We start from the raw sequence: 12,599 nt of genomic DNA on the forward strand, positions 1-12,599 counted from the left end.
GCCGTCATCTCGCTTATTTGCACGTCGACGTGCAAGAAACTACTCTGCATCGCGACACTAATCTGCACATCGATGGGCAATTAAGGGTGGGTGTGACCCGTCGCGCCCCGTCGCCCCCTCCCCCCGCATCCGTCCAGGAGCCGCCATGCCGCTCGTCGCGAACACGCCGGTCGAGAAGATGACCGCGCCCTATCCACGGCGCCGCTGGGCGCTGCTCGTGCTGTGCCTCAGCCTGTTGATCGTGGTCATGGCCAACACGTCCCTGATAGTCGCGGCGCCGGACATGACCCGGGACCTGGGGCTCAGCAGCAGCGACCTCCAGTGGGTCATCGACGGCTACACCGTCCCGTATGCCGCGTTGATGCTGGTTCTGGGCGCGATCGGCGACAAGTACAGCCGGCGCGGGGCGTTGCTCGCGGGGCTCGTGATCTTCGCCAGCGGCGCGGTGTTGGGCAGCCTGGTGCACCAGACCGAACTGGTCATCACCGCCCGCGCCGTCATGGGCGTCGGCGCCGCCGTGGTCATGCCCGCCACCCTCTCCCTCTTGGTCGCGATCTTCCCGAAGGGTGAACGGGCCGGCGCCATCACGGCCTGGACCGCCACCTCAGGGCTGGCCATCGCGATCGGCCCCCTGGTTGCCGGATGGCTGCTCGGGGAGCACTCCTGGGGCTCCACCTTCCTGATCAACGTCCCGGTTGCCGTCGTCGCCCTCGTTGGCGCGCTGGTCCTCGTGCCGCCGTCCAAGGCGGCGAACATGGGACGGATCGACTACGTGGGAGGGCTGCTCTCCATCGTCTCCATCGGGTGCCTCATCTACGCGACCATCGAGGGGCCGCACTTCGGATGGGGCGCCGCGCCGATCACCGCGGCCGCGCTCGCCGGCGCGGGCCTGATCGCGTTCGTCGCGTGGGAACTCAGGCACCCACATCCCATGTTGGACGTCCGGAAGTTCCGGCAGCGGGAGTTCGCCGGCTCGATGATCGCGGTGCTGCTCTTCTTCTTCGGCACGTTCGGCGCGCTCTACTACGCCACCCAGCACCTCCAATTCGTCCTCGGATACGGCCCGTTGGCCACCGGTGTGCGGCTGCTGCCGCTGGCCGGCGCCGTCTTCCTCGGCGCCGCGGTGACCGGCCGACTGACCCCACGACTCGGCGTGAAGGCCATGGTCGTGACCGGCATGGCGATCGGCACCGCCGGGGTGCTCCTGCTCACGCTCGTCGACAAGGGCTCCACGTACGCCGACTTCCTGGCCCCGATGATGCTCCTCGGCTTCGCCATCGGCCTGAGCGTCTCCCCGGCCACCGACACCATCATGGGCTCGTTCCCGGAGGCCCAACTGGGCGTCGGCGGCGGCGCCAACGACACGGCGCTGGAACTCGGAGGCTCCCTCGGCATCGCCGTCCTCGGCTCGCTGCTCGGCACGGCATACCGGGAGGAACTGACCGATCTGGTTGGCCGGCACCTCCCGCCGGCGGCCCTGGGGGCTGCCAAGGACTCGGTGGGCGGTGGCCTGGCCGTGGCCGAACGCCTCGCACACGACCCGGCCGTCGGGCCGGAGCGCGCGGCGCCGCTGGTGAGCGCGGTCCACGAGGCGTTCGCCCGGGCCGTCGCCCACACCAGCCTCATCGGCGGCGCCATCATGGCCGCCGGTGTGCTGCTCGTCCTCATCGTGCTGCCGGCCGGCGCGCGGCACGACACCGGTCCGACGGGGAACCCGCGGCGGCGGGGAAGGCCCACGCCGAGGCCCACTGAGGCGAGGGCCAGGCATGGGCACGAGCGCCCGTAGGGCGGGGTGCCGCCCCACGGGCAACGGTGCCGCCCCACGGGCAACGGTGCCGCCCCACGGGCAACGGTGCCGCCCCACGGGCAACGGTGCCGCCCGTTGGGCGACGGTGCGGACCGACGTCCCACGGGCGACGCGCCGGAGGCTCCCGCCCGCGACGTCCTACGCTTGCCGCATGTACGTGACAGAGGTGTCCCGCTACATCGATGCCCCGCCCGCCGCCGTCTACCAAGCCCTGCTCGACCCGCAGGCCGTCGCCAAGTGGCGGGCCCCGAACGGCATGAGCTGCCGGGTGCACGCCTTCGACGTCCGTATCGGCGGCGCCTTCCGCATCTCGCTCACCTACGAGGACGAGCTCGCCTATGGGGATGGACTCATCCACGAAGGCGGGCTCAGCTACGAGGACGAGCTCACCCACGAGGACGGGGTCGCCTGCGACGAGGGGGTCGCCTACGACGAGGGGCGGGGCAACGCCGGGAAGTCGACGGCACGCACCGACACCTACCACGGGCGGTTCGTGGCGCTGGTGCCCTACGAGAAGGTCGTCGAGGTGCTCCAATTCGCCACGGACGACGCGCGGTTCGCCGGCACCATGACGATCACCACCACCCTGGTGCCCACGGGTGACGGCACCACCGTGGTGCTCGTCCACGAGGGAGTGCCCGACGCCGTCCCCCGGGCGGACAACGAAGCGGGCACGCGCATGACCCTGACCAACCTCGCCCGCTGGGTCGAAGGCGGCGGCTGAACGACCGCCGAGCAACCGGAGGGCCACGCTCCGCCGGAGCCTGCGCGAAATACCCCGGAACCCGTCCCGCCAAGCCGGGTAACCTGGGCAAATGCTGACCGAAGTCACAGCGACCCGCTACGTCACGCCATTGCGTGAGGGCGGGTCGCTTCCCGGGATCGTCGAGGGGGACGATTGCGGGACGTACATCATGAAGTTCATCGGCGCCGGGCAGGGCCGCAAGACGCTGGTCGCGGAGGTCATCTGCGGGGAGTTGGGGCGTCGGCTGGGGCTGCGGGTGCCCGATCTGGTGGGGATGCAGCTCGATCCGGTCATCGGACTGAGCGAGCCGGACCAGGAGGTCCAGGCGCTGCTGAAGGCCAGCGGGGGGCTGAATCTGGGGATGGACTACCTCCCCGGTTCGCTGGGGTTCGACCCGCTCGCCTTCGAGGTGAGCGCGCGCGAGGCCGGCCGGGTGGTGTGGTTCGACGCGCTGATCAACAACGTGGACCGGTCCTGGCGCAATCCCAACCTGCTGGTGTGGCACGGCCAGTTGTGGCTGATCGACCACGGCGCGGCGATGATCTGGCACCACAACTGGCCGACCGCCGAGAAGGCTTCGGCCCGGCCGTACGACGCCTCCGATCACGCGCTGGCGACGTTCGGGCCCGATGTGGCCGCCGCGGCCGAGGAGTTCGCGCCGCGGATCACCCAGGAGCTGCTCGACGAGATCGCCGCGGACGTGCCCGACGAGTGGCTGGCCGGCGAGCCCGGCTTCGACTCGCCGGACGAGCTGCGCGCGGCGTATGTGCGCACGCTGTTGGCCCGGGCGCGGACCATCAGCGACCACATCACCATCGGGCAGCCGACGAAGGACAAGCCGTCGCAGGCCCCGGAGTGGCTGGCGGGCAAGTTGCCGCGGAGGGCCGTGACGTGAGCGGACTGCACAATGGGCGCGACGTCTTCGAGTACGCGCTGCTGAAGGTCGTCCCGCGGGTCGAGCGCGGGGAGATGATCAACGCCGGGGTGGTGGTGTACTGCCGCGCGCGGCGGTTCGTCGAGGCGCGTACGCACCTGGACGAGGCCCGGCTGCTGGCGCTGGACCCCACCGTGGACGTGGCCGGCGTACGGGCCGCGCTGTGCGCCGTCGAAGGCGTCTGCGCGGGCGGCGCGCGGGCCGGCCAGGCCGCCGACGATGACCCGGGGCAGCGCTTCCGCTGGCTGATCGCGCCGCGCAGCACGATCGTCCAGCCGGGGCCGGTGCACACCGGGTTGACCGTCGATCCGACCGTGGAGGCGGAGCGGTTGTTGGAGCTGCTGGTGCGGTGACGGCGCGATGACAGTGCCTCGGGCGTGAGGAGCGGGGCGGGTTTCCTTCAACGGAGGCCCGCCCCGTTCGTCGTGTGTGGGTGGGCGTGCGGTGGTGGGGCGTTGACAGGGGGTGGCCGGGCTTCTAGCGTCAGCCCTGCTGAGGCTACTAAGCGGTTGCTCACTTGTAGCGGGGCGGCCGCCGGTCGAGGTGTTCGAGGTTTCGACGAACGAGGGTGAGGAGAACCCGCATGTCCACCACCGAGCAGCGCGTCGCCATCGTGACGGGCGCGGCCCGCGGCATCGGCGCGGCCACCGCCGTCCGCCTGGCCGCCGAGGGTCGCGCCGTCGCCGTACTCGACCTCGACGAGTCGGCCTGCAAGGACACCGTCGGGAAGATCATCGCGGCCGGCGGCCGGGCCGTCGCGATCGGCTGCGACGTCTCGGACAGTGACCAGGTGGCGGCCGCGGTCGACCGGGTCGCCTCGGAGCTCGGCGCGCCGACCATCCTGGTCAACAACGCGGGCGTGCTCCGCGACAACCTGCTGTTCAAGATGAGCGACACCGACTGGGACACCGTCATGAACGTGCACCTGCGCGGTGCGTTCCTGATGTCGCGGGCCTGTCAGAAGCACATGGTGGACGCCAAGTTCGGCCGGATCGTCAACCTCTCCTCCAGCTCGGCGCTCGGCAACCGCGGTCAGGTCAACTACTCGGCTGCCAAGGCCGGTTTGCAGGGCTTCACCAAGACCCTCGCCATCGAGCTCGGCAAGTTCGGCGTCACCGCCAACGCCGTCGCCCCCGGCTTCATCGCCACCGACATGACCGCCGCCACCGCCGCCCGCGTCGGCATGGACTTCGAGGACTTCAAGACCGCGGCCGCCACCCAGATCCCGGTACACCGCGTCGGCGACCCCGACGACATCGCCAACGCCATCGCCTTCTTCACCGGCGAGGCGGCCGGGTTCGTCTCCGGCCAGGTCCTGTACGTCGCCGGCGGCCCGCTCTGCTGACCTCCGGACCGACCGCAGGACCACAGGAGCAGGAGAACAGGACATGACAGAGCAGGACAGCGCTCTCCCGGCGCCCTCCGGCAAGGTCGCACTGATCACCGGGGCCAGCCGCGGCATCGGCTACGGCATCGCCGAGGCTCTCGTCGCCCGCGGCGACCGGGTGGTCATCACCGGGCGCAACGAGGACGCCCTCAAGGAGGCCGCCGGGACGCTGGGCGCCGACCGGGTGCTCGCCGTCGCCGGCAAGGCGCACGACGAGGCGCACCAGGCCGCCGCCGTCGAGCGGACCATGGAGACCTTCGGCCGGGTCGACTACCTGGTCAACAACGCCGGTACCAACCCGGTGTTCGGCCCGATAGCCGACCTCGACCTCGGCGTGGCGCGCAAGGTCTTCGAGACCAACGTCGTCTCGGCGCTCGGCTTCGCCCAACGCACCTGGCACGCCTGGCAGAAGGACAACGGCGGCGCGATCATCAACATCGCCTCGATCGCCGGCGTCGCGCCCTCACCGTTCATCGGCGCCTACGGGATCAGTAAGGCGGCGATGGTGAATCTGACGCTCCAACTGGCGCACGAGTTCGCGCCGGCGGTACGGGTCAACTCCATTGCCCCCGCGGTGATCAAGACCAAGTTCGCCGCCGCGCTCTACGAGGACCGTGAGGAGGAGGCGGCCGCCGCCTACCCGATGGGGCGGCTGGGCGTTCCGGAGGACATCGGCGGGGCCGCGGCCTTCCTGCTGTCCGACGCGGCCGGTTGGGTCACCGGGCAGAACCTCGTCGTGGACGGCGGACTGTTCCTGAAGGCCGGGGTGTGACGACCCGGGGCCGTCGGTCCGGGCGGCCCCGAAGAGGTGTGGCTCCGCCGCGTGCGTTCCAAGAGGCGGGGTGCTTGGTGCCGGTCCCCTTGGGGGACCGGCACTCTTGGCTCGGCAACCGCGCGCTCCGGCGGAGTCGGCTCCGGTGCCCGGGGCGGCCCGGTTGGACACCGTGTGAGGGCGCGGGGGATGCTGCCGTGCACGGCCCCGGCGGGCGGCCCGCGGCGGGAACTGTCAGTGGTCGCCGGTAGGTTCGTGTGACGAGAACGGAACGCACACCGGAGGTTGTTGACGTGGTCACCGACATGCTGCCCGAGTCCTGGCGCGGGGTCCTGGGCGAGGAGTTGGCGAAGCCCTACTTCAAGGAGCTGATCGACTTCGTCGAGCAGGAGCGGGCAGCCGGGCCGGTCTACCCGCCCCGCGAGCAGGTCTTCGCGGCGCTGGAGGCCACGCCCTACGACCAGGTCAAGGTCCTCGTCCTCGGCCAGGACCCGTACCACGGCCCCGGCCAGGGCCACGGCCTGTGCTTCTCCGTGCAGCCCGGCGTCAAGACCCCGCCGTCGCTGCGGAACATCTACAAGGAGATGAAGGAGGAGCTCGGCCACCCGGTGCCGGACAACGGCTATCTGATGCCCTGGGCGCAGCAGGGCGTCCTGTTGCTGAACGCCGTGCTCACCGTCCGCGGCGGCGAGGCCAACTCGCACAAGGGCAAGGGCTGGGAGAAGGTCACCGACGCGGTGATCCGCGCCGTCGCCGAACGGCCGGACCCGGCCGTTTTCGTCCTGTGGGGCAACTACGCCAAGAAGAAGCTGCCGCTGATCGACGAGCAGCGGCACGCGGTGGTTCAGGGCGCGCACCCGTCCCCGCTGTCGGCGAAGAAGTTCTTCGGCTCCCACCCCTTCACCCAGATCAACGAGGCGATCGCCGCCCAGGGCCACACCCCGATCGACTGGCGCATCCCCGACCTGGGCTGACCCCGGCCCCCGGCCCCCGGCTCCCGGCGCGTCGCGCACACCGCGCGCGGCCCCCGCCCGGCGGTTAGGGTCTGTCCGATGGGCCCCGGCCCCGGCCCTGACCCATCGGACGGACCCCAGCGTCGGGGGAGCCAGCGGCGGCGAGCGAGGACGGGGAGTGCGCGGTGGTGGAGCAGCGGCGGTCGGCGGAGCGCGAGGACGGTGTGCTGACCCGGATCGGCCAGGCGATCATGCTGCATCGCGCCGGCGACCGGGAAGAGGCCCGCAACCGCCTCGCCGCCCTGTGGCAGGAGATCGGGCCGCTCGGCGACGCCTTCCACCGCTGCGCCCTCGCGCACTACATGGCCGACACCCAGGACGATCCCCGGGACGAGTTGGACTGGGACCTGCGCGCCCTGGCGGCGGCGGAGGGCTTCGTCACCGAGCGCCCCGCGCGGGCCCGTCCCAGCGGCGCCGCCGAGGGGCCGGGCCCCCGTCAACCGCTCGCCGCGCTACGGGCGTTCTTCCCCGCCCTCCACCTCAACCTCGCCGCCGACTACGCCGGACTCGACCGCCCGGCCGACGCCCGCGCCCAGCTCCGCCGGGCCCGCACCTCGGTCCGCGCCCTCGCCGAAGGCGAGTACCGCCGGCGCCTCACCGAGGCGATCGACCGCCTGGAACTCCGCATCGAGGGCGCGGCGGGCCCGTTCCGTTAGGCAGCGGCGGGACGTTCCCAGAGGGGCGGCCCGCCCCTCCTCAGCCGCCCAACATCCTCTCCAGCTCCGCGCAGGAGGCGCGCAGCGCCTCGCGGGTGGGGTCCGGCGGCATGGAACTGCCCCGCGACGCAGGAGAAGAGCACCACGGCCGGGTCGCCCTGCTCGGCGACGCGGTGCACCCGATGCCCCCCAACCTCGGGCAGGGCGGCTGCCAGCCGTCGAGGACGCCGTCGTCCTCGCCCATGAGGCCGCCCCGGACGCCCCGTTGGCGACCGCGCCGGCCGCCTCACACCTGGCAGCGGCTGCCCCGCACCATGGAGGTGGTCCGCCGGTCGGGACGGATCGGCCGGCTCACCACCTGGCGCTCCCGGCCCGCCTGCGCGCTGCGCGCCGCCCTGATCGCGGCCACCGCCCGCCTGGCAGCGGACCTCGCGCTGCGCGGCCCGGACGGCATCGCCGACCGGCGGCCGCCGACCGCCCCGTAAGCTGCCAGGACGGGCTTCCCGTTACCCGCCACGGCGGACCCGGGCGCCCGGACCCCGGAACCGCAAGGGAGAAGTTGAGTGAAGGTCGGCTGCATCGGACTCGGAGACATCGCGCGCAAGGCGTACCTCCCCGTATTGGGCGTCCAGCCCGGGATCGAGCTGCACCTGCAGACCCGTAACCCGGTCGCGCTCCAACAGGCCGGCGAGACCTACCGGTTGGCCGACCGGCAGCTCCACGCCGACCTGGACGCGCTGCTCGCCGCCGGCCCGGACGCCGCCTTCGTGCACGCCGCGACGGTCGCCCACCCGGAGATCGTGACCCGGCTGATCGAGGCCGGGATCCCCACCTACGTCGACAAGCCGATCGCCTACGACCTCGCCGAGACCCGGCGGATCGTGGCCCTCGCCGAACGCCGCGGGGTGGGCCTGGCCGTCGGCTTCAACCGCCGCCACGCGCCCGGATACGCCGGGTGCCGGGAGCACCCCCGCGAGCTGATCCTGATGCAGAAGAACCGCACCGGGATGCCCGAGGACCCGCGCACCCTGGTCCTGGACGACTTCATCCACGTCGTCGACACCCTGCGCTTCCTGGCGCCCGGGGAGATCGAGCACGTCGACGTGCGGGCCCGGGTTCGCGACGGCCTGATGGACCACGTGGTGCTCCACCTGTCCGGCGACGGGTTCACCGCCATCGGCACCATGAACCGCCGCAGCGGCTCCGCCGAGGAGGTGCTGGACGTGTCCGGCCGGGACGCGCGGCGCCAGGTGATCAACCTCGCCGAGGTCATCGACCACGACGGGCGGCCGAGCATCCGGCGCCGCGGCGACTGGGAGTCGGTGGCCCGCCAGCGCGGCATCGAGCAGATCGTGCGGTCCTTCCTCGACGACGTGCGGGCCGGGCGGCGGCCCTCGGCCCAGGACGCCCTCCGCACGCACGAGTTGTGCGAACGGGTGGTCACCGAGGCGCTCGGGTAACCGGGGACCGGCGCGGGCACCGCGTCAACCGGCGGCCCCGCGCCGCACGGTGGCCCGCACCGCCCCGGTCAGCCCGTAGGCGAGCAGCGCGGCGACCGCCCCGTAGAGCACCCAGTCGCCCCAGCGGGTGTACGGGCTGGTGCCCTGGGCCAGCGGCAGGTCGTAGACGGCCGACGCGCTGCGGTCGGTGCCGAGGCGCTCGCCGACCGGTTCGCCGCGCGGCCCGTACACCGCGCTGATCCCGGTGAGCGTGGCGTGCACCATGGGGCGCCAGGTCTCGGCGGCGCGCAGCGCCCCCAGGGAGGCGTGCTGCGCGGGCGCCCAACTGTCCTGGAACGTCGCGGTGGAGGACTGGGCCACCAGCAACTGCGCGCCGTCGGCGGCCAGATGGCGGCTCATGTCCGGGAACGCCGTCTCGAAGCACACCAGCGGGCCGGCCCGCAGGCCGCCCGCGGCGGGCAGCGGCATCACCACCTGGTGGGTGCCGCGCCGCCGGTCGCTGGTGGCGGCCTTGCCCACCTTCGTCGCCCAACCCAGCACGGACCGGGCCGGGACGTACTCGCCGAACGGCACCAGCCGCATCTTGGCGTAGCGGTCCCCGGTCGGGCCGTGCGGGCCGATGAGGACCGCGCTCTTGGAGATGCCGTGCCGGCCGGAGTCCGGTGCGTCGGCGTTGACCAGCAGGTCGGCGCCGGTGCGCGCGGACAGCGCGGCCAACCGGGCGGCGAGCGCCGGGTGGTCAGCCGGGTCCTCGTAGAGGCTGCTCTCGCCCCAGACGACCAGGCGCACCCCGCGGCCCGCCAGCGCGGCGGTGAGCGCCTCGCTGCGGGTCAGCCGCTGGGTGGGCGTGCCGCCCGGGCCCGGTTGGACGACCGCGATCCGTACCGTCCCGGCGGGCCGCGGGAGCGGCGCCCACCACCAGGCCGCGGCGCCGACCAGCGCGCACACCAACAGCCCGGCGACGGCCGGCACCCGGGCCGTCGGGACGGTGAGCAGCCCGGCCAGCGCGGTGTTCATCGCCACGATCAGCAGGCTCAGCAGCCACACCCCGCCGAGCGAGGCCAGCCGCAGTGCGGGCGGCACCTGCCACTGACTGGCGCCCAGCAGCCCCCAGGGTCCGCCCAAGTACTCCCAGGACCGGACCAGTTCGACCATCAGCCAGCCGGCCGGCACCAACACCAGTGCCGCGGCGCACCGCCCCCGGCCCGGCGCCCCGCCCAGCAGCGCCCGCACCAGCAGCCCCCACGGCGCCCACAGCGCCCCCAACAGCAGTGCCAGGACGACGATGAAGACGTGCAGGCTCGGCAGCAGCCAGTGGTGCACCGCCAGCATGAACCCGGCGCCGCCCCACCAGCCGTACAGCGCGGCCCGCCGCGCGCTGCCGGCCGACCGCACCAGCAGCAGCCACGGCATCAGCGCCACATACGCCAGCCACCACAGGGACGGCGCCGGGAAGGCGAGGGCCGGCAGCGCGCCGGCGAGGGCGGCGGCCGGACCGCGTGTCCAGAGGGAGCCGTCCCCTCGTACCCGGTGGCCGAGCGGTATGTCCATACGGGCCCCCTGTCGCCGTGCGCGCCCCAACGTGTGCTGCCGTGTCACGTCGATATCTCTTGCCACGCTCAAGGGTGATCAGGCATGGGCGACTTCCGCCACTTCTTGCGCATCCGGAATGTCGCGGCGTGGTGCGGTCTTACTGGCGCGCACCGGCGGACCCGTTATGGGCATGCGGGCGGCCCCCGCCTTGGGGACGGGGGCCGCACGGTGCCGGGGGATTCGGGGCGTCAGTTCACCAGCGAGGGCTCGGCGGCCGGCTCGGGACGGCCGTCGTCCGGCCCGGCCGGAATGCCCAGCGGGTCCGGGGACTCGCCGGGGTCCGCCGCCCCGTGCCGCGCCGCGACGAACTGCGTCCGGTACAGCTCGGCATAGCGACCGCCGGCCGCCAGCAGCGTCTCGTGCGTGCCCCGCTCGACGATCCGGCCGGCCTCGACGACCAGGATCAGATCGGCGGCCCGCACGGTCGACAGCCGGTGCGCGATCACCAGCGCGGTCCGCCCCTCCAGCGCCTCGGCGAGCGCCTCTTGGACGGCCGCCTCCGAGGTGTTGTCCAAGTGGGCGGTGGCCTCGTCCAGGATGACCACCCGGGGGTGGGCCAGCAGCAGCCGGGCGATGGTCAGCCGCTGCCGCTCGCCGCCGGAGAGCCGGTAGCCGCGCTCGCCGACGACGGTGTCCAGACCGTCCGGCAGCGAGGCGATCAGCGCCTCCAGCCGGGCCCGGCGCAGCGCGTCCCACAGCTCGTCCTCGGTGGCTTCCGGGTTGGCCAGCAGCAGGTTCTCCCGGATCGAGTCGTGGAAGAGGTGGCCGTCCTGGGTGACCATGCCCAGGGTGGTCCGCAACGAGGCCGCGGTCAGCTCGCGGACGTCCACTCCGGCCAGCCGCACCGCGCCGGAATCCGGGTCGTACAGCCGCGGCAGCAACTGCGCGATCGTCGACTTGCCGGCGCCCGACGAGCCGACCAGCGCGACCATGTGACCCGGTTCGGCGCGGAAGGAGACGTCGTGCAGGACCTCCTCGCCGCCCCGGGTGTCGAGCGTGGCGACCTCCTCCAGAGAGGCCAGCGACACCTTGTCCGCGGCCGGGTAGCCGAACCGCACCGCGTCGAACTCCACCGACACCGGGCCCTCGGGCACCGGGCGGGCGTCCGGCCGCTCGGTGATCAGCGGCTTGAGGTCCAGCACCTCGAAGACCCGCTCGAAGCTGACCAGCGCGCTCATCACCTCGATGTGCGCGCCGGACAGCGCGGTCAGCGGGGCGTAGAGCCGGGTGAGCAGCAGCGCGAGCGAGACGATCGCGCCCGCCTCCAACTGTCCGCGCAGCGCCAGGAACCCGCCCAGCCCGTAGACCACGGCCAGCGCCAGCGCGGAGACCAGGGTGAGCGCGGTGACGAAGTACGTCTGCACCATGGCCGAACGGACGCCGATGTCGCGCACCCGGCGGGCCCGGGCCGCGAACTCCGCGGACTCGCGCGCCGGCCGGCCCATCAGCTTCACCAGGGTCGCGCCGGGCGCGGAGAACCGCTCGGTCATCTGCGTGCCCATCGCCGCGTTGTGGTCGGCGCCCTCCCGTCGCAGTGCCGCCAGCCGCCGGCCCACCATACGGGCGGGCAGCACGAAGATCGGCAGCAGCACCAGCGCGATCAGGGTGATCTGCCAGGACAGGGTGAGCATCACGCCGAGGGTGAGCAGCAGCGTCACGATGTTGCTGACGACGCCGGAGAGGGTGTCGCTGAACGCCCTTTGGGCGCCGATCACATCGTTGTTCAGCCGGCTGACCAGTGCCCCGGTGCGGGTGCGGGTGAAGAACGCGATCGGCATCCGCTGGACGTGGTCGTAGACCGTGGTGCGCAGGTCGAGGATGAGGCCCTCGCCGATGCGCGCCGACAGCCAGCGGGTCAGCAGTCCGAGCCCGGCCTCCGCCAGGGCGATCCCCGCGATCAGCCCGGACAGGCTGAGCACCAGCCCGGCCGACTTGCCGCCGACGATCGCGTCCACCACCCGCCCGGCGAGCAGCGGGGTGGCCACCGCGAGCAGCGCGGTGACCGTGCTCAGCACCAGGAACCACACCAGCATCCGGCGGTGCGGGCGGGCGAAGGCCGCGATCCGGCGCAGCGTCCCGGGGGAGAGGCGGCGCTTCCCCTGCTGAGCGGTGATCGTGCTGTGCAACGAATGCCAGGCGGTGACTTCCATGTCCATCGCGGCCTCCTGATTGCCGGGGTCGTCGTCACGGGATCGCCGTGGATGACCGGCGACACGAAAGAACCTAGAACCT

At 72.8% G+C, this 12,599-nt stretch carries 12 protein-coding genes; 10 read left to right on the top strand and 2 right to left on the bottom strand.

What is annotated here, in order from left to right; translation table 11 throughout:
- Positions 1-145 precede the first annotated feature (145 nt).
- The 10 genes from PV796_RS33095 to PV796_RS33140 all read left to right on the top strand — a co-directional run bounded on the left by PV796_RS33095 (position 146) and on the right by PV796_RS33140 (position 8,774).
- Positions 146-1,786 carry an MFS transporter gene (locus tag PV796_RS33095; protein ID WP_274917380.1) on the top strand — a complete coding sequence of 547 codons (1,641 nt, stop codon included), beginning with the start codon at positions 146-148 and terminating at the stop codon, positions 1,784-1,786.
- Positions 1,787-1,958: 172 nt separating this feature from the next.
- Positions 1,959-2,531 carry an SRPBCC domain-containing protein gene (locus PV796_RS33100; RefSeq protein ID WP_274917382.1) on the top strand — a complete coding sequence of 191 codons (573 nt, stop codon included), beginning with the start codon at positions 1,959-1,961 and terminating at the stop codon, positions 2,529-2,531.
- A 91-nt stretch (positions 2,532-2,622) separates the two neighbouring features.
- Positions 2,623-3,447, top strand: a complete 825-nt coding sequence (locus PV796_RS33105) for a HipA family kinase (RefSeq protein WP_274917384.1) — start codon at positions 2,623-2,625, stop codon at positions 3,445-3,447.
- Entirely contained in the window at positions 3,444-3,839 is a 396-nt protein-coding gene (locus PV796_RS33110) for a DUF3037 domain-containing protein (protein WP_274917385.1), read from the top strand. Before PV796_RS33105 ends, PV796_RS33110 begins: the two co-directional genes overlap by 4 nt.
- 230 nt (positions 3,840-4,069) lie before the next feature.
- Positions 4,070-4,831, top strand: a complete 762-nt coding sequence (gene fabG, locus PV796_RS33115; RefSeq protein ID WP_274917388.1) for a 3-oxoacyl-ACP reductase FabG — start codon at positions 4,070-4,072, stop codon at positions 4,829-4,831.
- A gap of 43 nt (positions 4,832-4,874) precedes the next feature.
- Positions 4,875-5,645: an SDR family oxidoreductase gene (locus PV796_RS33120; protein WP_274917389.1), complete on the top strand. Its 771-nt coding sequence runs from the start codon at positions 4,875-4,877 to the stop codon at positions 5,643-5,645.
- Between the two features lie 305 nt (positions 5,646-5,950).
- Entirely contained in the window at positions 5,951-6,619 is a 669-nt protein-coding gene (locus PV796_RS33125) for a uracil-DNA glycosylase (protein ID WP_274919332.1), read from the top strand.
- Between the two features lie 167 nt (positions 6,620-6,786).
- Positions 6,787-7,314, top strand: a complete 528-nt coding sequence (locus PV796_RS33130; RefSeq protein ID WP_274919333.1) for a hypothetical protein — start codon at positions 6,787-6,789, stop codon at positions 7,312-7,314.
- 110 nt (positions 7,315-7,424) lie between these two features.
- A complete protein-coding gene (locus PV796_RS33135; RefSeq protein WP_274917390.1) occupies positions 7,425-7,799 on the top strand; it encodes a hypothetical protein in 375 nt (124 codons plus the stop codon).
- Between the two features lie 78 nt (positions 7,800-7,877).
- Positions 7,878-8,774, top strand: a complete 897-nt coding sequence (locus PV796_RS33140; RefSeq protein WP_274917391.1) for a Gfo/Idh/MocA family protein — start codon at positions 7,878-7,880, stop codon at positions 8,772-8,774.
- Between the two features lie 24 nt (positions 8,775-8,798).
- Here the strand turns inward: PV796_RS33140 and lnt are convergent, their stop codons facing one another.
- Together lnt and PV796_RS33150 are read right to left on the bottom strand one after the other, a co-directional pair.
- Positions 8,799-10,325 (bottom strand): apolipoprotein N-acyltransferase, encoded by a 1,527-nt coding sequence (lnt, locus tag PV796_RS33145; protein ID WP_274917393.1) that lies wholly within the window; start codon positions 10,323-10,325, stop codon positions 8,799-8,801.
- Between the two features lie 230 nt (positions 10,326-10,555).
- Positions 10,556-12,523, bottom strand: a complete 1,968-nt coding sequence (locus PV796_RS33150) for an ABC transporter ATP-binding protein (RefSeq protein ID WP_274917395.1) — start codon at positions 12,521-12,523, stop codon at positions 10,556-10,558.
- Positions 12,524-12,599: the final 76 nt, after the last annotated feature.

The organism is Streptomyces sp. WZ-12, from assembly GCF_028898845.1.
GTDB lineage: Bacteria > Actinomycetota > Actinomycetes > Streptomycetales > Streptomycetaceae > Streptomyces.